This window comes from Hansschlegelia sp., assembly GCF_035538955.1.
Classification (GTDB): domain Bacteria; phylum Pseudomonadota; class Alphaproteobacteria; order Rhizobiales; family Methylopilaceae; genus Methylopila.
In genome coordinates this window covers 245,712-265,722 of sequence record NZ_DATLJK010000014.1, presented here as the reverse complement: position 1 = coordinate 265,722, position 20,011 = coordinate 245,712, and the positions used below count along the sequence as shown (strand labels likewise).

Below are 20,011 nucleotides of genomic sequence, written 5' to 3'. Positions count from 1 at the left end.
ATGGTTAACCAATCTGCGCCACGCTCCTGAATGACTTCGCCGCTGCGTCGCGCCGCCTGTTCCGGCGGCCCGCCGGCAAAAGTCACAGGAGTAGCCGACCGCGCCGCTGGCGTTGGGGGAAAGCCGGTCGATGAGTTCTAGCGTTCCTATTGCGGACGTCGCCCGCACAACCCGGCTGGTCGCCGTGGGGGCGGCCCTGACGCTCGCGAGCGCGGGGTCCGCCGTCGCCCTCCTTGCAATCGCTTCCACGGCGACGGCGAATCTCATGGTCGCGGCGGTGCATCGTCCGGCGGCGCTCGAAGTATGGGCCCCGCCCGCCGCGCTGCAGGCGCATTCGCAGGCCAGCAAGGCCGTCTCGATCTTCGCGGAGCATGATGCGCGGTTCGGACCGGCGGGAGCTGACTTCAGCCGCGATCTTTCGATGCTTGGGGCGAAGCTTGTCGAAGCCCGTCTGATGCTGGACGGGGAGCCTTCGGCGACGCGAGGCGTTCCGCTTCAGCCGGTGGCGAGCGAGGCAGGCGACGATGCGACGCTGCTGGCTTCCGCGCCTATCGCGGCCGAGCCGGCAAGCGCGTCCCTGACCCCTCCGCCGCCGACCGAACTCGCCATGCGCCCGGCGCCGCGCGTCATCTCAGCCGACGCGGCGGTCGCGCTGGCCTCCGCCGTTCCGTCTGCGCCGGTGATCCGGCTCGCGTCCTTGGAGGCGCCCCCATCCAGATCCGAACCGGCGGAAAGCGCCCCTGCGCCCCTTCCGGAAAGCGCCGTCTCCAGCGTAAGCGACCCGACGCCAGAGCCGCTGCCCGTCCCGCCTCTGCCCATGGTTCGTCCCACGGATGTCCTGCGGGCGGCCCCGGCTGACAGCGCGCCACCGCGTCCCGCGGTCTCTTCCGCCCGTCCCGGGAGCTTCGCGCCGGGCGCGCCAACGCCGCGGCCTCGCACGGCGCTGGCTTACGCGGCGCCCGAGCTTGAGAGCAGAAGCGACGCGCCGAACGACTTCTTCAGCAATTTGCTGGGTCGGAGCGAGACGGCCAGGCTACCGGGTCGCGGAAGCGGGATCGCAGTCTATGACATCGCCTCTGCGACGGTCCGGCTTCCGAGCGGCGAGAAGCTCGAAGCTCATTCCGGCCTCGGCCATAGGCAGGACAATCCGGTCTATGTCCGTGAGAAGAACCGCGGGCCCACGCCGCCCAACATCTACGATCTCAGGATGCGCGAGGCGCGGTTCCACGGCGCGGAGGCCATCCGCCTGCTGCCCCGAGACCAGCGAAAGGTCTTCAATCGCGACGGGTTGCTCGCGCACCCCTACATGTATGTCGGCGGCGGCGACCGCTCGCAGTCGAACGGATGCGTCGTGTTCAAGAATTACGGGCGCTTCCTGCGGGCCTTCAAGGCCGGCGAGATCAGGAAGCTCGTCGTCGTGTCCAGCATGGCGGAGCTGCCGACTTACATGTCTGCGCTCTGACCTTTGAAGTCGGCAAGGCCCTTGATGCGCGCTATCGGACTGATGAGCGGAACCTCCTTCGACGGCGTCGATGTCGCGCTGGTGGACACGGATGGCGAGCGTGTCCAGCGGCTCGGGCCGAGCGGCTATCACCGCTATGACGCCGCCGAACGCGCCGTTCTGTCGAAGGCGATGACCGAGGCGGCGGCGCTCACGGACCGGACGGCGCGGCCCGGAACGCTCGCCGTGGCGGAGGCGATCGTGACGGGCGCCCACCGGATGGCGGTCGAGGACTTCCTTGCTCAGCACGGCATCTCCCGCTCGGAGATCGACGTCATCGGCTTTCACGGGCAGACCGTGCTGCATCGGCCGGAGGCTCGCCTGACGGTCCAGATCGGCGACGGCGAAGCGCTGGCGCGCGCGATCGGCCGCCCTGTCGTCTATGATTTCCGCGCGGCCGACGTCGCCGCAGGCGGGCAGGGAGCGCCGCTCGCTCCCACGATCCACCCTGTGCTCACAAGGGATCTCGACCTGCCTCGGCCGCTCGCGGTGCTGAACCTCGGCGGCGTCGGCAACGTCACTTTCGTGGGCGAAGACGGCGAGCTGATCGCATTCGACACCGGCCCGGCCAACGCCTTGATGGACGATCGCATCGCCCGCGAAACCGGGGCGGCGTTTGACCGGGACGGCGCAATTGGGGCGGCGGGGCGCGTCGATGAGCGCGCGCTCGAACGCCTGATGACGCATCCCTATTTCATGCTGCCGCCGCCGAAGTCGCTCGACCGCAACGCCTTCGACGCCTCCGTCACGGAGGCGCTCCCGCTCCCGGACGCGCTCGCGACGCTCGCAGCCTTCACGGCCGCAACGGTGGCGAGCGCAGCGGCGCAGCTGCCGCAGCCGCCGGCGCAATGGATCGTCGCCGGCGGCGGCGCGCGCAATCCGACGCTGTTGCGGATGCTCAGGGAGCGGCTCGGCGCCAAGGTTCAGACCGCCGACGAGGTAGGTCTTTCAGGCGACGCGCTCGAGGCGCAGGCTTTCGCAGTGCTGGCGGTGCGGAGCCTCAGAGGGCTTCCGCTGACCTATCCGGGCACCACTGGCGCGCCCCGCCCGATGACGGGCGGGGTTTTGGCGCGGCCGTAGGTACGCGGCCCGTCAGGCGGCGTCCTCGTCCTTCGGCGCGGGCAGCGCCACAGGCTCTTCGATCACGCCAAGGCGCTTGTCGAGGTAGGCGTTCACCTCCACCAGCAGCTCGTCGATGCGGTTTTCGAAGAAGTGGTTCGCACCCGGGATCACCGACTGATCGATGACAATGCCCTTCTGGGTCTTCAGCTTCTCGATCAGCGTCTGCACGTCACGCATCGGCGCGACCCGGTCCTGGTCGCCATGGACGAACAGGCCGGACGACGGGCAGGGCGCGAGGAACGAGAAATCGAAGCGGTTCGCGGGCGGCGCGACCGAAATGAAGCCTTCGACCTCGGGACGGCGCATCAGCAGCTGCATCCCGATCCAGGCGCCGAAGGAGACGCCGGCGATCCAGCAGGCGCGCGCGTCCGGGTTCAGGCTCTGCGCCCAGTCGAGGGCCGAGGCGGCGTCGGAAAGTTCGCCCGAGCCGTGGTCGAACGAGCCCTGGCTGCGGCCGACGCCGCGGAAGTTGAAGCGCAGCACCGAAAATCCGCGGTTCAGGAAGGCGTAGTAGAGGTTGTAGACGATCTGGTTGTTCATCGTGCCCCCGAATTGCGGATGGGGGTGCAGGATGAGGGCGATCGGCGCGCGGCGCTTCTTAGCGGGGTGGTAGCGGCCTTCGAGCCTGCCGGCGGGTCCGCTGAAGATCACCTCGGGCATAGTGGGTTCCTTGACTTCTTGGCGCGCCCGCCGACGGTCGTCTTGCGCGGGCGAGCGGCCGTCTCTAGCACGGAAGAACCTGCGAATTGCAAGGATCGCGCGTCGTCTGTCATCTAGTGCGCGGACGGCGGCCGCAAAAGGAGCCTCGCTCATGAGCGGACGACGGGTCTATCTCGACCACAACGCCACGACCGCCACCCGACCGGCCGTGATCGCGATCATGTCTGAAGTTCTGGCGTCGGTCGGCAATCCCTCATCGGTTCATGCAGAGGGGCGCGCCAAGCGCCGGATCGTCGAGGACGCGCGGGCGAAGGTGGCGGCGCTTGTCGGCGGCGAACCGGCCTGCGTGACCTTCACGAGCGGCGGAACCGAAGCCTCGAACCTGGCGCTCACTCCGTCGGTCCGCGACCCCCGCGACCCCCGGCCGGTGACGCGGCTGCTCGTGTCCGCGATCGAGCATCCCGCCGTCGCGGCCGGAGCGCGATTTCCTGCCGGGGCGGTCGAAACCATTCCGGTGGATGCGAACGGCGTCGTCCACGTCGCGGCGATCGAGGCGGCGTTCGCCCGCCATGCCGCCGAACGCCCCCAGGAGCGCGCCATGCTCGCGCTGATGCTCGCCAACAATGAAACCGGCGTGATCCAGCCGGTCGCGGAGGCCTGCGCCGTCGCTCGACGTTTCGGCGGTCTGGTCCACGTCGACGCCGTGCAGGCCGCCGGCAAGATCCCCGTCGACATGCCGGCGCTCGGCTGCGATTTCCTTGCGCTGGCGGCCCACAAGTTCGGCGGCCCGGCGGGCGTCGGCGCCCTGGTGCGCGCCCGTGAAGATCTGCATGTCGGGGAGCCGGTGGTGCGCGGCGGCGGGCAGGAAAAGGGCTGGCGGGCCGGCACGGAGAACGTCGCCGGGATCGCCGGCCTCGGCGTCGCGGCCGAAGAGGCTCTTCGGGAGCTCGCGTCCTTTGCGCGTCTTGCGGAACTGCGGGACGCGCTGGAGTCAGGGCTTCGGCGGCTGGGTGAGGTGGTGATCTTTGGCGAAGGCGCGCCGCGCCTGCCGAACACGTCGTGCTTCGCGGCGCCCGCGATCTCCTCGACGCGCGCGATGATTGCGCTCGATCTCGCCGGGATCGCGGTTTCCGCCGGCTCCGCATGCTCCTCGGGCAAAACCAAGGCCTCTCTGGTGCTTGACGCCATGGGAGTCGATCACAATCTGTCGTCAGGCATGCTGCGCGTCAGCTTCGGCTGGTCCTCGGATCCCGCGGACGGGGAGCTTCTTCTGAGGGCATGGGCCGATATGCTGCGGCCAAGCGGGCGAGAGCCCGCTGTCTCGGCCGCCTGATGGCCGCGAGGCGTTCCGCTCACGCCGAAGCCCTGCTAGAAGACTTCTAACGACAGCCGCAGGCGTCCTGCGGCCGATGGAGCAAGAGAATGCCGGCAGTTCAGGAGACGGTAGCCCGCGTGCGGTCGATCGACGTCGACCAGTACAAGTACGGCTTCGTCACCGACATCGAGTCCGATCGCGCCGAAAAGGGCCTCACGGAAGACACCGTGCGGTTCATCTCGGCGAAGAAGGAAGAGCCGGAGTGGATGCTCGCGTGGCGGCTGGACGCCTATCGCCGTTGGCGGACGATGACCGAGCCGACCTGGGCGCGGGTAGACTATCCGCCGATCGATTACGAAGACCTCTATTATTATTCGGCGCCAAAGGCGTTCGTTGCGCCCAAGACGCTCGACGACGTCGATCCCGAACTGCTGCGCACCTATGAGAAGCTTGGCATCCCGCTGAGGGAGCAGGAGGTTCTCGCCGGCGTGGAGCAGCGTCGCGTCGCGGTGGACGCGGTGTTCGACAGCGTCTCGGTCGCGACGACGTTCAAGGCCGAGCTCGCCAAGGCAGGCGTCATCTTCTGCCCGATCTCCGAGGCCATCCGCGAACATCCCGAGCTGGTGAAGAAATATCTCGGCTCGGTCGTGCCGACCTCGGACAACTTTTTCGCCACGCTGAACTCGGCGGTCTTCTCCGACGGCTCGTTTGTCTACATCCCCAAGGGCGTCCGCTGCCCGATGGAACTGTCGACCTATTTCCGCATCAATGAGCGGAACACCGGGCAGTTCGAGCGCACGCTCATCATCGCCGACGAGGGCTCCTATGTGAGCTATCTCGAGGGCTGCACCGCGCCGATGCGCGATGAGAACCAGCTACACGCGGCCGTCGTCGAGCTGGTCGCGCTGGACGACGCCGAGATCAAATACTCGACCGTCCAGAACTGGTATCCGGGCGACGCCGAGGGCAGGGGCGGGATCTACAACTTCGTCACCAAGCGCGGCGACTGCCGAGGCAAGAACTCGAAGATTTCCTGGACTCAGGTTGAGACCGGCTCGGCCATCACCTGGAAGTATCCGAGCTGCATCCTGCGCGGCGACGGCAGCCGCGGCGAGTTCTACTCGATCGCAATCTCGAACGGCCGCCAGCAGGTGGATTCCGGCACCAAGATGATCCATCTCGGCCGGAATACGACTTCGAAGATCATCTCCAAGGGCATCTCGGCGGGCCGCTCCAACAACACCTATCGCGGGCTCGTCTCGGCGCATCGGAAGGCGACGAACGCGCGCAACTTCACGAACTGCGACTCCCTGCTGATCGGCGACAAATGCGGCGCGCACACGGTTCCGTATCTCGAGGCGAAGACGTCGAGCGCGGTGTTCGAGCACGAGGCCACGACCTCGAAAATCTCGGATGATCAGCTGTTCTACTGCCAGCAGCGCGGGCTCTCCGACGAGGAGGCGGTGGCGCTGATCGTCAACGGCTTCGTCAAGGACGTGCTGCAGCAGCTTCCGATGGAGTTCGCGGTCGAGGCCCAGAAGCTGATCTCGATCTCGCTCGAAGGCAGCGTGGGTTAAGACACTGCGTCATTCCGGCGGCCGCGGGCGGTTCCTGAATGACGCGCGATATGACGGCTTTTGAAAGACGATCCCGGCTCGCTTCGGTCAGCCGGGATGACGCATACGGGACGAAGGCAAGATGCTCTCGATCAAGAACCTCCACGCTTCCATCGAGGACAAGGAGATCCTGCGGGGGCTCGACCTTGAGGTGAAGGCCGGCGAGGTCCATGCCATCATGGGTCCGAACGGCTCCGGCAAGTCGACGCTGAGCTACGTGCTAGCCGGCAAGGATGATTACGAGGTCACCGCAGGCTCCGCGACGCTGGACGGACAGGACTTGTTCGCCATGGAGCCGAACGAGCGCGCCGCGGCCGGTCTTTTTCTGGCCTTCCAGTATCCGCTCGAGATTCCCGGCGTCGCGACCATGACGTTCCTGAAGACGGCGCTGAACGCCCAGCGCCGCGCGCGCGGCGAGGCGGAGCTGCCGACTCCGCAGTTCATGAAGCTGGTGCGGGAAAAAGCTGATTCACTCAGCATTTCAACCGACATGCTCAAGCGCGGCCTGAACGTCGGCTTCTCCGGCGGCGAGAAGAAGCGCAACGAAGTGCTGCAGATGGCGCTGCTCGAGCCGAAGCTCTGCGTCCTCGACGAGACCGATTCCGGTCTCGACATCGACGCGCTTCGGATCGTTGCGCAGGGCGTGAACGAACTGCGCGCGCAGAATCGGTCCTTCGTGGTCATCACCCATTACCAGCGCCTGCTCGACCACATCGTGCCGGACGTCGTCCACGTGATGGCGAAAGGCCGCATCGTCCGCACCGGCGGCGCCGAGCTCGCCCACGAGCTCGAGGCTCGGGGCTACGCCGACTACGTCGAAGAAGCCGCTTGAGGACCGACCACGCGATGAACGCGGAAGTCCGCCCGATACGAACCGCCGCCGAGAGCGGCCTGATCGAAGCCTTCGAGGCCGTGCGCGCGGCGCTGCCTGGCGGCGAGACCGCCGCAGGCTTGCGCGACGCCGCGTTCCGCGCCTTCGCCGCGAAGGGACTCCCGAACCGGCGGGTCGAGGAGTGGAAGTACACCGATCTCCGGGCGCTGATGCGCGAAGCTCGGCCGCTCGTCGTCACGCTTTCCGACGCTGACGTCGCGGCGGCGCGTGACCTGCTGCCGTTCGCCGACGCCGACGCGCTGCGCATCGTGTTCGTCAACGGCCGCCTCGCGCCGGCGCTTTCCCAGCTCGACGACGCCCCCGAGGGGGTGCGCATCGTGCTCCTGGCGGACGCCTTGGCGGCCGACGCGCAGCACGCGCTGATGCTCGAAGGCGCGCCGCCGGACAATGCGGCGGTAGCGCTCAACACCGCTTTCGCCTCGGACGGTCTGATGATCGCCGTCCACGAGGGGGTCACCGTCGAGAAGCCGATCCACGTCGCGAGCGTCCAGACCGGCGGCGCGCACGCAGCCTATGGGCGCGTGCTGGTCTCGGTCGGGAAGGGCGCTTCGATCACGCTCGTGGAAAGCCATACGGGCGACCCTGAGGGCCATCAGACGAATACGCTGATCGGGCTCGATCTCGCTGACGAAGCGCGCGTGACGCACGTCAAGCTTCAGGACGAGGGGCTCGGGACGCTGCACCTCGGCACGCTCGCCGCGCGGATGGGCGCCCGCGCCGACTTGACCTCGGTCTCCGTCTCGTCAGGAGCCGCGGTCGCCCGCCAGCAGGTGTTCCTCGCCTTCAAGGGCGAGAAGGCGGTCGCGAACATCAACGGAGCCGGCTTCGCCGGCGGCAGGCGGCACATCGACTCGACGCTCGTCATCCATCATGAGGCGCCAGGCTGCGCGAGCCGCGAGCTGTTCAAGACGGCGCTCGACGGCCAGGCGCGCTCGGTGTTCCAGGGCAAGATCGTCGTCCAGCCGCACGCGCAGAAGACCGACGGCAAGATGATGGCGAAGGCGCTGCTCCTGTCGAATGACGCGGAAGCGGACGCCAAGCCGGAGCTCGAGATCTTCGCCGACGACGTGGTCTGCGGTCACGGCGCGACGGTCGGCGCGATCGACGATGAACTGCTGTTCTACCTGATGTCGCGCGGCGTCCCAAAACCGGAGGCGGAGGCGCTTCTGGTGCGGGCGTTCGTCGGCGAGGTGATCGAGTCTGTCGCGAACGACGAACTCCGAGAGGCGCTGACGACGCGCGTGGAGCGGTGGCTCCGAGAGCGCGACTGAGCAGGGGCTAATCGGGAGAGCTCGGTCCATAAACCGCGCTGCGGCCTTGCGTTCGCGGCCGCAGCCGTTAGATCAACCCTATGTCCCTTGCCGAAGATATCCGGTCCGCCCCCGCGCCTTACGACGTCGCGCGGCTGCGCGCGGACTTTCCCGCCCTGAGCCTGAAGGTCCACGGCAAGCCGCTGGTCTATCTGGACAATGGCGCCTCGGCGCAGAAGCCGGTCCAGGTGCTGGACCGGATGCGGCGCGCCTATGAGACCGAATATTCCAACGTTCACCGTGGTCTGCACCACCTCGCGAACGCCGCCACTGAAGCCTTCGAGGAGGCGCGCGAGCGGGTCCGGAGCTTCCTGAACGCGGGCTCCGTGGACGAGATCGTGTTCACGCGCTCGGCGACCGAGTCGATCAACCTCGTCGCGAACGGCGTCGGTCTTGGCGGCATCCGGGAGGGCGACGAGATCGTGCTCTCGATCATGGAGCACCACTCCAACGTCGTGCCGTGGCACTTCCTGCGCGAGCGCCGCGGCGCGGTGCTGAAGTGGGTGCAGGTGCGCGAGGACGGCTCCTTCGACTTGGACGCCTTCGAGGCGGCGCTGAGCGAGCGGACGAAGTTCGTCGCGATTACGCATATGTCCAACGTTCTCGGCACGGTCGTGCCGGTGAAGGAGATCTGCCGCCTCGCGCATGAGCGCGGCGCGCAGGTGCTGGTCGACGGCAGCCAGGGCGCCGTCCATCTCGCGACGGACGTGCAAGACATCGATTGCGACTACTACGTCTTCACGGGCCACAAGGTGTATGGGCCGACCGGCATCGGCGTGCTCTACGGCAAGAGAGAGCGGCTCGAGGCGCTCGCGCCGTTCAACGGCGGCGGCGAAATGATCCGCGACGTCACCGAGGACCTCGTCACCTATGGCGATCCGCCTCACCGGTTCGAGGCGGGGACGCCGCCGATCGTGCAGGCGGTCGGCCTCGGCGAGGCGCTCGAGTATATGCGGCAGGTCGGCCGCGAGGCGATCGCCGCGCATGAGACGACGCTGAGGGATTATGCGCATCAGCGGCTCGGCGCGATCAACGCCGTGCGGATCTTCGGCCGCGCGCCGGGGAAGGGGGCGATCGTCTCGTTCAACCTCGAGGGCGCCCATGCGCATGACGTCGCCACGGTGCTGGATCGGTCCGGCGTGGCGGTTCGCGCGGGCACGCATTGCGCTCAACCGCTGCTGAAGCGGCTTGGCGTGACCTCGACCTGCCGTGCGTCCTTCGCGCTTTACAACACGACCGACGAGATCGATCGTCTGGCGGAAGCGCTGACCAGGGCGCGAGACCTGTTCGCTTGAGAAAGGCTCGACAATGAGCGACGTAGCGACGGCCCCAACTCCGGTCGCGGCTGACAGCGCGATCCCTCCCGAGGAGCTCGCGCGGCTGACGGACGACATCGTCTCGGCGCTGAAGACCGTCTACGATCCCGAGATCCCCGTGGACATCTACGAGCTCGGCCTCGTCTACCGGATCGACATCGCGGACAGCCGCGACGTCACGATCGACATGACGCTGACCGCTCCCGGCTGTCCTGTCGCGGGCGAGATGCCGGAGTGGGTCGTCAACGCGGTGGGCGCGGTGCCGGGCGTCGGCAAGGTCGACGTCAACATGGTGTTCGATCCCCCGTGGGATCAGAGCCGCATGTCAGACGAGGCCCGGGTCGCGCTCGACATGTGGTGAGGCGGCTCTGAGCGCCGCCGGAACCTTCAGCAGCAGGACTGCGCCACGCCTCGCCGGCGTGCTTGAGACTGGCGTCTACGTCGAGGACCTCGGCCGCGCCGTCGCGTTCTATGACCGGCTGTTCGGTTTGCCGCATCTGTTCGAGAACGACGCGTTGGTCGCCCTCGATGTCGCGGAGCGGAGCATCCTGCTGCTATTCCGGCGCGGAGGCTCAGCGGAGACGCAGACACCGCCCGGCGGCGTGATCCCCGGGCATGACGCCTCGGGCCACATCCACTTCGCGTTCGCGGCGGATGCGGACCAGCTCCCGCTCTGGGAGGCGCGGCTTTCCGAGCAGGGCGTTCCCATCGAGGGGCGGGTCTCATGGCCGCGCGGCGGGACCAGCATCTATTTCCGCGATCCCGACGGCAATTTGCTGGAGATCGCCACGCCGGGCATCTGGACGACCTACTGAGCGCCGTAGCCTGTCTCGATAATTCAGCCGCCGGCCCTTATATTCGAGCGACAGACCAGAGGAGTCGAGGACATGGCGTCGACGCGCCCGCGTCCCAAGGTGATGACGATGACGGACCGCGCCGCGGAGCGCGTTCGCTCCGTCATCGAGCGGTCGGAGACGCCGGTGTTCGGCCTGCGGATCGGCGTGAAAACCGGCGGCTGCGCCGGCATGGAATACACGCTCGATTATGCGGCTGAGCCGGGTCCGACAGACGAGGTCGTGGAGGAGAAGGGGGTCCGGGTCCTCATCGATCCGAAGGCGATCCTCTATCTGCTCGGCACCGAAATGGATTTCGTGACCGAGAAGCTCACGCAACGCTTCGTCTTCAACAATCCGAACCAGACGTCCGCCTGCGGCTGCGGAGAGTCGGTCGCGATCACGCCCGCCAGGCCTGACAGCTACGTGCCTGCCGCGTGACGCCGCGCGGCCGCGAGAGCGGCAGAGAATAGGGCCGAGCGCCCGATCCTAGCGGCGGCGCAAACGTCGCTTGCGCGGCAGTTTGGCCGGGAGGGGTGTGGCTCCCGAAAGAGCGCCTATGTGGGAGCATGGCCGGCGTTCGCCGGCGACCTCACATCCCGGAGCTCTTTCATGTCGCAGCCGAACGCTGACGTGCTCTTCCAGCCTCTCGCGCTGGGCCCGCTTACGCTTCCGAACCGGATCGTCATGGCCCCGTTGACGCGATCGCGCGCCGATCACACGACGCTCGCCCCGCACGATCTCAACGCGACCTATTACGCGCAGCGGGCGAGCGCGGGGCTGATTATCGCCGAGGCGACCCAGATCATGCCGGAAGGGCAGGGCTACGCCTGGACGCCCGGGATCTATTCGGCCGAACAGATCGCCGGATGGCGCAAGGTCACCGATGCGGTCCACGCCAAGGGCGGCCGCATCGTGCTGCAGCTCTGGCATGTCGGCCGCATCTCCCACCCGGATCTTCAGCCCGGCGGCGCGGCGCCAGTGGCTCCGTCGGCGATCAAGCCGGAAGGAGCGGCTTTCACCGAGTCCGGCTTCAAGCCGTTCGAGACGCCGCGCGCCCTGGAGCTGGACGAGATCCCCGGCATCGTCGCCCAGTACGGCAAGGCGGCCGCGAACGCGATCGAAGCCGGGTTCGACGGCGTCGAGGTCCATTCCGCCAACGGCTATCTGATCGACCAATTCCTGCGCGACAAGACGAACAAGCGGACCGACGCCTATGGCGGCTCGATCGAGAACCGCACGCGGTTTCTCGTGGAAGCGACCGAGGCCGCGGCGCAGGCGATCGGCCGGGATCGGGTGGGCGTCAGGCTATCGCCGCTCAGCCCGTTCAATGACATCTCCGACTCGAACCCCGAGCCCTTGTTCGTTCGCGCCGTCGAGCGCCTGTCAGAGCTCGGGATCGCCTATATCCATGTCATCGAAGGCGAAACTCAGGGCGCGCGCGCGCCGGAGGGCGGCTTCGACCTCGCCCGGCTGCGCCAGGCCTTCAAGGGTGTCTATATCGGCAACAACAATTACGATCCCGCGCTGGCGATCGAGCGGGTCGCATCGGGCGCAGTCGACCTCGTCGCTTTCGGCCGGCCGTTCATCGCGAACCCTGACCTGGTGGAGCGTATCCGCCGGGGCGCGCCGCTGGCCGAGCCCGACCGCGACACGCTCTATGGCGGCGGCGCTGCAGGCTATACCGACTACCCGACTTTCGAGGCTGAAGAGCAGGCGAGCAAAGTCGCCTGAGAACAGCGAGACGCGCCGCCGTCAGGCCACCCTGGCGGCGGCGGGCTCCATCGCGCGGGGATCGTCCTCGGCCACCACGAGGTTCCGGCCGGATCGTTTCGCGACATACATGCAGCTGTCGGCTCGATCCAGGATGCTCTGGGCGCTGTCGCCGCGTCGCCAGGTGGCGACGCCCACCGACACCGTGATCCGGCCGAGGTGCTCGCCGGTCGACCGCTTCACGAGATCCTTCGCCATGACCGCGCGGCGGATTCTCTCGCCGATCGCGGCCGCCGCGGACAGAGGAGTGTCTGGCAGCACGATGGCGAATTCCTCGCCGCCGAAGCGCGCCGTGACATCCTCGTTCTTGGCGTTCTGCTTGAGCGCCAGCGCGACGAGCCGGAGCACCTGATCGCCCGTCAGGTGGCCGTAGTTGTCGTTGAACGCCTTGAAGTGGTCGATGTCGATGATGAGCAGCGAGAAGCGCTGGCCGTGCGCGGCCTCGACCAGGTTCTGGTCGAGCGCGCCCTGCAGGAACTTCCGGTTGGCCAGCCCCGTCAGCGGATCGGTCAACGATTCCGCGCGGATGACCTCGAGCGTGTTGTGGAGCTCCTGCATCTCGTCATGCGAGGCCGCAAGCTGGCGCTCGAGCTCACGCGTGCGATCCACCATCCGTTCGGTCGTGTCCCGGAGGCCTCTGGCGAGCTCGCTGAGCGCCTGGCCCACCGGCCCAAGCCGATCCGCTTCATTGGAGACGCGCTGCAGCGTGGCGGCGTAATCGTCGCTGGATTTGCGAGCGTCCTTGAGGACGTCAGCGACCTCGGAAATTTCGGTCAGGATACGGGAGCCGACGTGATCGACCCGTTCCGACAGCCGCAACGGGGAAAGATATGTCTCGTAGAGGAGGTCGAGATCAGCTTCCGAGATCGCAGGATCACGGTCGAGCGACTCGTTCACCGCGCGGTTGAGCGCCGCGTTGTAGCCCGTCGCGTATGTATACCAGAATTCGTAATTGCGCGGGTAGGCGGGGTGGCGGTGCACCCTCAGACGCTGGATCGCCGCTTCGCAGAACGCGATGGTGCGGTCGAAATCGTTCGCGCCGCTCATCTTCCAAGGCCCCCGTACTCGCGATGTCAGTCAGGCGCGTCGCGAGCGGGCTTTGGGCGCGCCGGCAGTGCCGGCACGTATAATTTTATCGAACCCGTAAAGGCGAAGTTACGATCAGCGGTTCCGACCGGTCAGGCGCGCTTGGCGCGCACCGGACGAAGAAGAAACGCAGGCACATGGTCGCCGAGGCCGACCACGCGCTCGTCCCCGCCGGCCGCCTGCGGACGACGTTCCGCCGGGGCGGGCGTCCGCTCGGGGCTGCGCCGCTGGCGAGGCGCCGACGGACGGGGAGCGGCCTCGGCAGGACGGGCCGCTTCGACCGCGCGCGGCGCAGGCGCCGAGGCCGGCTCGATCGCCGGGCGTTCGGAATTCCGTTCGGAGGCGGCGGAGCGCCGCGGTCCGCGAGCCGGACGGGCAGCCGCTGACGGGCTCTCGCTCCGCGGCCGACGCGCGGTCCTCGAACGGCCCTTGGACTCGGCCGCAGCAGCTTCGAGATCGAGCGGCTCGCCCTGCCACCGGATCGAGGACTGCGTCAGCTTCTCGATGGCGCCGAGATGCTTGGCGTCAGAGGGCGCCACCAGGCTGACGGCGACGCCGCTCAGGCCCGCGCGCCCGGTGCGGCCGATGCGGTGCACATAGTCTTCCGCATGGATCGGGACGTCGTAGTTGATGACGTGGCTGACAGCCGGGATATCAAGGCCGCGGGCGGCGACGTCGCTCGCCACCAGCAGATCGACTTCACCATTCTTGAAGCTGTCGAGCGCCGCCATGCGGGCCCGCTGGTCCAGATCGCCATGCAGCGCCGCGACCTTGAAGCCATGCCTCTGGAGCGACTTGTAGACGACCGCGACGTCACGCTTGCGATTGCAGAAGATGATCGCGTTCTTGAAGTCGGTGGCCTCACGGATGACCCGGCGAAGCGCTTCGCGCTTCTCGGACGGCTCATCATTCGCCGCCACCAGCAGCTGGGTTACAGTGGCCGCCGTGGTCGAGGGGCGCGCCACCTCGATCCGGACCGGGTCCCGCAGGAACTGCTGGGTGAGCCGCTGGATCTCCGGCGGCATGGTGGCCGAGAAGAACAGCGTCTGGCGCGACGGCGGGATCAGCTTGCAGATGCGCTCGATGTCGGGGATGAAGCCCATGTCGAGCATCCGATCCGCCTCGTCGATGACGAGGATCTCGATGCCGGTCAGCAGCAGTCGCCCGCGCTCGAAGTGGTCGAGCAGTCGTCCAGGGGTGGCGATCAGCACGTCGACGCCGCGGGTGAGCTTCGCGTCCTGGTCGCCGAAGGAGACGCCGCCGATCAGCAGCGCCATCGAAAGCTTATGGTTGCGGCCATACTTGCCGAAGCTTTCCTCGACCTGCGCCGCCAGCTCCCGCGTCGGCTCTAGGATGAGCGTGCGGGGCATTCGCGCGCGGGCGCGACCCTGTTCGAGCAGGGTCAGCATCGGCAGGGTGAACGACGCCGTCTTGCCCGTGCCGGTCTGCGCAATGCCGAGAACGTCCTTGCGCTCCAGCACATGCGGGATCGCAGCCGCCTGAATGGGCGTCGGCTCGGTGTAGCCCGACGTCTCGACGGCGGCGAGCACCTTCGGGCTCAGTCCAAGTTCTGAAAAGGTCATGACGTCCTTAAAAGCCGGCCGGCCAGGGGAGGGCGCGGCGCAACAGCGCCGCGATCGCTCGCCTCGGGCGCGCGCCAACACGCGCGGCGCCCGTGATCCACGTTGGGAAATGAGGCTTTGGCGGCCGATTGTCAATTGCCGCGACCGGCGAAAACGTGATCGCGGTTACTGCGAGCGGTCCTGCAACCGACCCACGCGCGCCGTCAGCCGCGCGGATCGGCGGCCGCTCAGTTCGTCGCAGGACCGAAGCGGACGTCGCCCGGCTCGCCGATGACCACCACCCAGGTGTCACGCATCCCCTCTTTGTCCGGCACGGTGTCGAGAAACACGGTGACGCCAGCGTCGGCGGGTTCGGCGCGGACATCGCCGAACGTCAGCTCTGCCGCGTCCGGATCCTCGAGCTCCTTTGTTTCGACGACGTGGAAGTCCGGATCCTCGAGCCACTGGACGTAGAAACGCTGGCGATCGCCGTCGAGCACGCCAATGACGCGCGAGAAGCCGCGTTTGCCGTTGGCCTGCCAGGGGCCGGCGACCCGCAAGGCGGTGACCTGCGCCGGCACGCCGAGGGCGTCGTCGGGTTTCGTCGAAGCGTCGGCCGACGGGGAGGGCGCTTCAGTCTTCCCATCCGGCGCAGCGGGCTTGTCAGGCCTGATGGGTCCAGGATCGATCTTGTCCGGCGGGGCCGTGACGGAAGCGGGCGGGGCCGGCGGCGGCGGAGTCTGGGCGAGTGCCGGCGCGGCCGCAACGCAGAGGAGGCACGGAAGGACAAGCTTCAGGCGGCGTCGCATCGCAGATTCCGATCCTTGCGCATCGTCCAGCCGTTATAGGGCCGATCCGAGCAAAGCCACCCCAAGCGCCGCTCACACGTCGATCAGCTCGGCCGCAAAGGGCGCCCGCTCCTGGATGAACCGAAAGCGGGCCTCCGGCTTGGTTCCCATCAGCCTGTCGACCGCGTCGCGGGTGGGCTCCTCTTCGGCGCCGTCGATCCCGACGCGAAGCAGGGTGCGGCGCGCAGGGTCCATGGTGGTCTCGCGCAGCTGGGCCGGCATCATCTCACCAAGGCCCTTGAAGCGGCCGATCTCGACGTTCTTCCCCTTGAAACGCTTCGCGACGAGCTCGTCCTTGTGAGCGTCGTCCCGCGCGTAAAGCGTGACGCCGCCATGGCTCAAGCGGTAAAGCGGCGGCACCGCAAGGAACAGGTGGCCGTTGCGGATCAGCTCCGGCAACTCGCGGAAGAAGAAGGTCATCAGCAGCGACGCGATATGCGCGCCGTCGACGTCGGCGTCGGTCATCACGATCACCCGGTCATAGCGGAGATCGGCGTCCGAGTAGCGCGAGCGCGTGCCGCAGCCGAGTGCGAGCAGCAGGTCGGCGAGCTGCTGGTTCTGGGCGAGCTTGTCGGCCCCGGCGCTGGCGACGTTGAGGATCTTGCCCCGGAGGGGCAGCACCGCCTGGGTGGCGCGGTCGCGCGCCTGCTTGGCCGAGCCGCCGGCGGAATCGCCCTCGACGATGAAGAGCTCCGAGCCTTTCGCGCCGGCCTGGCTGCAATCCGCCAGCTTGCCCGGCAGGCGCAGCTTGCGGGTCGCAGTCTTGCGCGCGACGTCCTTCTCCTGCCGGCGGCGCAGCCGCTCCTCGCCGCGCAGGATGACGCTCTCGAGCAGCCGGTTGGCCTGCTGCGGGGAGGCGGCGAGCCAGTGATCGAACGCGTCCTTGACCGCCTGCTCGACGATCCGGGAAGCCTCCGCCGTGGCCAACCGCTCCTTGGTCTGCCCCTGGAATTCTGGCTCGCGGATAAAGGCGGAAAGCATTGCGGCGGCGCCAAGCATCACATCGTCGCCGGTCAGGATCGCGGCGCGCTTGTTGTTGACGAGCTCCGCGTAGCCGCGAAGCCCGCGCAGCAGCGCGATCCGCAAGCCGTTCTCGTGCGTGCCGCCCTCGGGAGTCGGAATGGTGTTGCAGTAGGAGCGGCAAAAACCGTCCTCGCCATCGTCGGTCCAGGCTATGGCCCATTCGACCGAACCGTGACCGCCGGGTTTCTTGTGGGCGCCCGCGAATATCTCGACGGAAAGCTCCCGGTCCGACAGGCTCGCGGCGAGGAAGTCCTTCAAGCCGCCCGGAAAATGCAGCGTCGCGCGCTCCGGCGTGTCGTCGCCGCTAGCGATAAGCTCCGCCGGACAGGTCCAGCGGATTTCCACGCCGGAGAACAGATAGGCCTTTGACCGCGCCATGCGGTAGAGGCGGGCAGGCTGCAGCCGGGCGCCGACGCCGAAGATCTGCGGGTCCGGCAGGAACCGCACCTTCGTTCCCCGCCGGTTGTGGACGGGGCCGACCTCCTCCAGCGCGCCGAGCGGCAGACCGCGCGCGAAGGACTGTCGATAGAGTCGCTGATTGCGCGCGACCTCGACGTCCAGCCGCTCCGAAAGCGCGTTCACGACGGAGACGCCGACGCCGTGCAGGCCGCCGCTCGTCTCGTAGACCTTGGAGTCGAACTTACCCCCCGAGTGCAGGGTGGTCATGATCACTTCGAGCGCCGACTTCTCCGGAAACTTCGGGTGGGGATCGATCGGCACGCCCCGGCCATTGTCCGTGACCGTGACCGATCCGTCCGTCCCGACGTCCACGGCGATGAAGGTGGCGTGGCCGGCGACGGCCTCGTCCATCGCGTTATCGAGCACCTCCGCGAACAGGTGGTGCAGCGCCTTCTCGTCGGTGCCGCCGATATACATACCCGGACGGCGGCGCACCGGCTCGAGCCCTTCGAGCACCTCGATATCGGCAGCCGTGTAGCTCGCCTCGGCTGGCGCCGCGGCGCGGGGCAGGGCGCGCGCAGCTTCCCGCGCCCCGGGACGACGCGGCGCTTCTGGGGCCGCTCCGGCAAAAAGGTCGTTTGTTTTGGCCATTTGCCCTGATCGCTGATTCGCTTCGACACGCGAGCGACAACATTCTTGCATATGCGAAGTGACGGCGTCTCCCCGCGGGGCGGAGACGCCGCGCGTCGCGCGTTCAGTCGCCGCGTCAGGGACCATGCATGTCTTCAGCCGTGAGCGCTCGCGCGCGACTTCTCCGATTCTTCATGCGGCACGCGGTTAAGACGCGCATGCACGCCAAGCCGGATCTGGACCGCATCCGGCGCTCCATGGAACTGGTGGCGCGGTTTGCGCCGGACCGGCCGGCAGGCGTCACCGTAAGGAGCGCCGGGCTTGCGGGCGTGCCGGTCGAGTGGAACGCGCCCTCAGGTCTCGTGACGGACCGGCGGATCCTGTATCTCCACGGCGGCGGCTTCGTCTCGGGCTCCCCGCGCACGCACCGCGGCATCGCGGGACGAATTGCGCGTGGAGCCGCAGCGCGCGTCGCGGTGATCGATTATCGGCTCGCTCCTGAACATCCGTTTCCGGCCGGCCTCGATGACGCCGCCGCCGCCTATCGCGCGCTGCTTGACCGGGGCGTCTCGCCGCGCCGGCTCGCGATCGTGGGCGATTCCGCCGGGGGCAATCTGGTCTTCGCGCTGTTGCTGAAGCTCAAGGCCGAAGGCGTCGCGATGCCGGCAGCCGCGGTCGCGATGTCGCCCTTCGTGGACATGACCGGCAGCGGCGAGAGCCTGAGGGCGAACGCCGCGCTCGACCCGCTGCTGCATGTCGAGGGGCTTCCGGCCGTCATCGGAGCCTATGCTCCGCATTGTGACCCGAAGAACCCTCTGCTGTCGCCGCTGTTCGGAGATCTTGGCGGCCTGCCGGCCTGCCTGATCCAGTGCGGAAGCGACGAAATCCTGCGCGACGACGCGGTTCGGATGCAGCGGGCGCTGCAGGCCTCGGGCGTGCCGGCTGAGCTCGAGGTCTGGAGCGAGATGCCGCATGTCTGGCAGGCCTTCGCGCGTATCATCCCGGAAGCGCGCACGGCCCTCGATCGGATCTGTCGTTTCCTGCGCGAGCGGCTGCCGGATGAAGACGCGGCTCAGCGCGCGGCCTGAGGGGCAGGGCGACGAGCTACTCCCTCGCCCGCCGCTCCAATTCCTTTGCGCGGTTCCACAGCGAGTCCATCTCGTCGAGGTCGCTGTCTGCCGGCGTTTTCCCCATCTTCGCAAGCTGTTGCTCGATCGAGCGGAACCTTCGTTCGAATTTCGAGTTCGACCGCCGCACGGCCGCCTCGGGATCGACCCCGGCATGCCGCGCGAGGTTGGCGACCGCGCAGAGCAGATCGCCGATCTCGTCCTCCACGGCGTCCCGGTCGCCTGAGGCGACCGCTTCGGCGACCTCGTCAGCCTCCTCGCGCACCTTGCCTATGACGAGCGCGACGTCATCCCAGTCGAAGCCGACCGTCGCGGCTTTCTCCTGAAGCTTCACGGCGCGTGTGAGGCCGGGCAGGGTGAGTGCGATCCCGTCGAGCAGGCTGGCATGGCCGTCGTCGCGCCCGCCCCTCGCAGCTGCCTTCTCCGCTTTCTCCTGAGCCTTGATGGCGCTCCAGAGCCGCGCGATCGCTTCCGGCGCGAGGTCACGGGCTTCGCCGAAGACGTGCGGATGCCGGCGGATCAGCTTCCGCGTGACGCCTTCGACGACGTCACCGAACCCGAAGGCGCCGCGCTCCTCGGCCATGCGCGCGTGGTAGACGACCTGCAGCAGCAGGTCGCCCAACTCCTCCTTCAGATCCAGAAGATCGCCGCGCTGGATGGCGTCTGCGACCTCATAGGCTTCCTCCACGGTGTAGGGAGCTATCGTCTCGAAGGTCTGCTCGAGGTCCCACGGACAGCCCGTCCCGGGCGCGCGCAGCGCAGCCATGATCTCGATGAGGCGGGCGATGTCACTGGACGGCGTCATGAGGGGCTCCGGGCAAGCGCTCGAGGCGCGCTCACGGCTGCGGAAAGGGCCTGAGAGAGGACGACAATACGGCGACTAACAGCACGCCGGCGCAGCCCTTCGTGAATCGCATAAGATATATTATGGAACTTTCCCGGAGGTCTGGGCCTGGCTCTTGGCGTCCCCGGGCTCGTGCTCCACTGGTCTCCGACGA

Annotated in this window: 18 protein-coding genes; 12 read left to right on the top strand and 6 right to left on the bottom strand. The window is 67.8% G+C overall.

Annotated elements, in window-relative coordinates; all coding sequences use genetic code 11:
• The first annotated feature begins 130 nt into the window (after positions 1-130).
• Together VM780_RS10710 and VM780_RS10705 are read left to right on the top strand one after the other, a co-directional pair.
• Positions 131-1,462 (top strand): tlde1 domain-containing protein, encoded by a 1,332-nt coding sequence (locus tag VM780_RS10710; protein ID WP_325447261.1) that lies wholly within the window; start codon positions 131-133, stop codon positions 1,460-1,462.
• Between the two features lie 24 nt (positions 1,463-1,486).
• The gene (locus VM780_RS10705) at positions 1,487-2,581 is read left to right on the top strand and encodes an anhydro-N-acetylmuramic acid kinase (RefSeq protein ID WP_325447260.1); all 1,095 of its coding nucleotides are present in this window, start codon (positions 1,487-1,489) and stop codon (positions 2,579-2,581) included.
• 12 nt (positions 2,582-2,593) lie between these two features.
• Here VM780_RS10705 and VM780_RS10700 read toward each other — a convergent pair whose 3' ends face one another.
• The gene (locus tag VM780_RS10700; RefSeq protein ID WP_325447259.1) at positions 2,594-3,283 is read right to left on the bottom strand and encodes an alpha/beta hydrolase; all 690 of its coding nucleotides are present in this window, start codon (positions 3,281-3,283) and stop codon (positions 2,594-2,596) included.
• A gap of 151 nt (positions 3,284-3,434) precedes the next feature.
• Between VM780_RS10700 and VM780_RS10695 the strand changes: the two genes are divergently transcribed.
• From VM780_RS10695 to VM780_RS10655, 9 genes are all read left to right on the top strand, one after another.
• Positions 3,435-4,616 (top strand): cysteine desulfurase family protein, encoded by a 1,182-nt coding sequence (locus VM780_RS10695; protein WP_325447258.1) that lies wholly within the window; start codon positions 3,435-3,437, stop codon positions 4,614-4,616.
• Between the two features lie 89 nt (positions 4,617-4,705).
• Positions 4,706-6,175: a Fe-S cluster assembly protein SufB gene (gene sufB / locus VM780_RS10690; RefSeq protein ID WP_325447257.1), complete on the top strand. Its 1,470-nt coding sequence runs from the start codon at positions 4,706-4,708 to the stop codon at positions 6,173-6,175.
• Positions 6,176-6,296: 121 nt separating this feature from the next.
• Complete coding sequence (gene sufC, locus VM780_RS10685; RefSeq protein WP_325447256.1) at positions 6,297-7,046, top strand: Fe-S cluster assembly ATPase SufC; 750 nt, start codon at positions 6,297-6,299, stop codon at positions 7,044-7,046.
• A 14-nt stretch (positions 7,047-7,060) separates the two neighbouring features.
• A complete protein-coding gene (gene sufD, locus VM780_RS10680; protein ID WP_325447255.1) occupies positions 7,061-8,377 on the top strand; it encodes a Fe-S cluster assembly protein SufD in 1,317 nt (438 codons plus the stop codon).
• 80 nt (positions 8,378-8,457) lie between these two features.
• On the top strand, positions 8,458-9,711 hold the full coding sequence (locus VM780_RS10675; RefSeq protein ID WP_325447254.1) for a cysteine desulfurase: 1,254 nt from the start codon (positions 8,458-8,460) through the stop codon (positions 9,709-9,711).
• 13 nt (positions 9,712-9,724) lie between these two features.
• Positions 9,725-10,093 carry an SUF system Fe-S cluster assembly protein gene (locus VM780_RS10670; protein ID WP_325447253.1) on the top strand — a complete coding sequence of 123 codons (369 nt, stop codon included), beginning with the start codon at positions 9,725-9,727 and terminating at the stop codon, positions 10,091-10,093.
• Positions 10,094-10,151: 58 nt separating this feature from the next.
• Positions 10,152-10,547: a VOC family protein gene (locus VM780_RS10665; protein WP_325447252.1), complete on the top strand. Its 396-nt coding sequence runs from the start codon at positions 10,152-10,154 to the stop codon at positions 10,545-10,547.
• Positions 10,548-10,619: 72 nt separating this feature from the next.
• A complete protein-coding gene (sufA, locus tag VM780_RS10660; RefSeq protein WP_325447251.1) occupies positions 10,620-11,006 on the top strand; it encodes a Fe-S cluster assembly scaffold SufA in 387 nt (128 codons plus the stop codon).
• A 171-nt stretch (positions 11,007-11,177) separates the two neighbouring features.
• The gene (locus VM780_RS10655) at positions 11,178-12,299 is read left to right on the top strand and encodes an alkene reductase (protein WP_325447250.1); all 1,122 of its coding nucleotides are present in this window, start codon (positions 11,178-11,180) and stop codon (positions 12,297-12,299) included.
• Between the two features lie 21 nt (positions 12,300-12,320).
• Here VM780_RS10655 and VM780_RS10650 read toward each other — a convergent pair whose 3' ends face one another.
• The 4 genes from VM780_RS10650 to parE form a co-directional block, all read right to left on the bottom strand.
• Positions 12,321-13,385 carry a GGDEF domain-containing protein gene (locus VM780_RS10650; RefSeq protein WP_325447249.1) on the bottom strand — a complete coding sequence of 355 codons (1,065 nt, stop codon included), beginning with the start codon at positions 13,383-13,385 and terminating at the stop codon, positions 12,321-12,323.
• A 131-nt stretch (positions 13,386-13,516) separates the two neighbouring features.
• A complete protein-coding gene (locus VM780_RS10645) occupies positions 13,517-15,007 on the bottom strand; it encodes a DEAD/DEAH box helicase (RefSeq protein ID WP_325447248.1) in 1,491 nt (496 codons plus the stop codon).
• Positions 15,008-15,234: 227 nt separating this feature from the next.
• Positions 15,235-15,567, bottom strand: a complete 333-nt coding sequence (locus VM780_RS10640) for a hypothetical protein (protein ID WP_325447247.1) — start codon at positions 15,565-15,567, stop codon at positions 15,235-15,237.
• Between the two features lie 300 nt (positions 15,568-15,867).
• Complete coding sequence (gene parE, locus VM780_RS10635; protein ID WP_325447246.1) at positions 15,868-17,907, bottom strand: DNA topoisomerase IV subunit B; 2,040 nt, start codon at positions 17,905-17,907, stop codon at positions 15,868-15,870.
• A 173-nt stretch (positions 17,908-18,080) separates the two neighbouring features.
• Here parE and VM780_RS10630 point away from each other — a divergent pair, with 173 nt between their 5' ends.
• On the top strand, positions 18,081-18,974 hold the full coding sequence (locus tag VM780_RS10630) for an alpha/beta hydrolase (RefSeq protein WP_325447245.1): 894 nt from the start codon (positions 18,081-18,083) through the stop codon (positions 18,972-18,974).
• A 16-nt stretch (positions 18,975-18,990) separates the two neighbouring features.
• Here the strand turns inward: VM780_RS10630 and mazG are convergent, their stop codons facing one another.
• On the bottom strand, positions 18,991-19,818 hold the full coding sequence (mazG, locus tag VM780_RS10625; protein WP_325447244.1) for a nucleoside triphosphate pyrophosphohydrolase: 828 nt from the start codon (positions 19,816-19,818) through the stop codon (positions 18,991-18,993).
• Positions 19,819-20,011 lie beyond the last annotated feature (193 nt).

Excerpts from the sequence above, each read along its gene's own strand:
- VM780_RS10710 (WP_325447261.1), top strand. The coding sequence starts at position 131 with ATGAGTTCTAGCGTTCCTATTGCGGACGTCGCCCGCACAACCCGGCTG.
- VM780_RS10705 (WP_325447260.1), top strand. The coding sequence starts at position 1,487 with ATGCGCGCTATCGGACTGATGAGCGGAACCTCCTTCGACGGCGTCGAT.
- VM780_RS10700 (WP_325447259.1), bottom strand. The coding sequence starts at position 3,283 with ATGCCCGAGGTGATCTTCAGCGGACCCGCCGGCAGGCTCGAAGGCCGC.
- VM780_RS10695 (WP_325447258.1), top strand. The coding sequence starts at position 3,435 with ATGAGCGGACGACGGGTCTATCTCGACCACAACGCCACGACCGCCACC.
- sufB (WP_325447257.1), top strand. The coding sequence starts at position 4,706 with ATGCCGGCAGTTCAGGAGACGGTAGCCCGCGTGCGGTCGATCGACGTC.
- sufC (WP_325447256.1), top strand. The coding sequence starts at position 6,297 with ATGCTCTCGATCAAGAACCTCCACGCTTCCATCGAGGACAAGGAGATC.
- sufD (WP_325447255.1), top strand. The coding sequence starts at position 7,061 with ATGAACGCGGAAGTCCGCCCGATACGAACCGCCGCCGAGAGCGGCCTG.
- VM780_RS10675 (WP_325447254.1), top strand. The coding sequence starts at position 8,458 with ATGTCCCTTGCCGAAGATATCCGGTCCGCCCCCGCGCCTTACGACGTC.
- VM780_RS10670 (WP_325447253.1), top strand. The coding sequence starts at position 9,725 with ATGAGCGACGTAGCGACGGCCCCAACTCCGGTCGCGGCTGACAGCGCG.
- sufA (WP_325447251.1), top strand. The coding sequence starts at position 10,620 with ATGGCGTCGACGCGCCCGCGTCCCAAGGTGATGACGATGACGGACCGC.
- VM780_RS10655 (WP_325447250.1), top strand. The coding sequence starts at position 11,178 with ATGTCGCAGCCGAACGCTGACGTGCTCTTCCAGCCTCTCGCGCTGGGC.
- VM780_RS10650 (WP_325447249.1), bottom strand. The coding sequence starts at position 13,385 with ATGAGCGGCGCGAACGATTTCGACCGCACCATCGCGTTCTGCGAAGCG.
- VM780_RS10645 (WP_325447248.1), bottom strand. The coding sequence starts at position 15,007 with ATGACCTTTTCAGAACTTGGACTGAGCCCGAAGGTGCTCGCCGCCGTC.
- parE (WP_325447246.1), bottom strand. The coding sequence starts at position 17,907 with ATGGCCAAAACAAACGACCTTTTTGCCGGAGCGGCCCCAGAAGCGCCG.
- VM780_RS10630 (WP_325447245.1), top strand. The coding sequence starts at position 18,081 with ATGCGGCACGCGGTTAAGACGCGCATGCACGCCAAGCCGGATCTGGAC.
- mazG (WP_325447244.1), bottom strand. The coding sequence starts at position 19,818 with ATGACGCCGTCCAGTGACATCGCCCGCCTCATCGAGATCATGGCTGCG.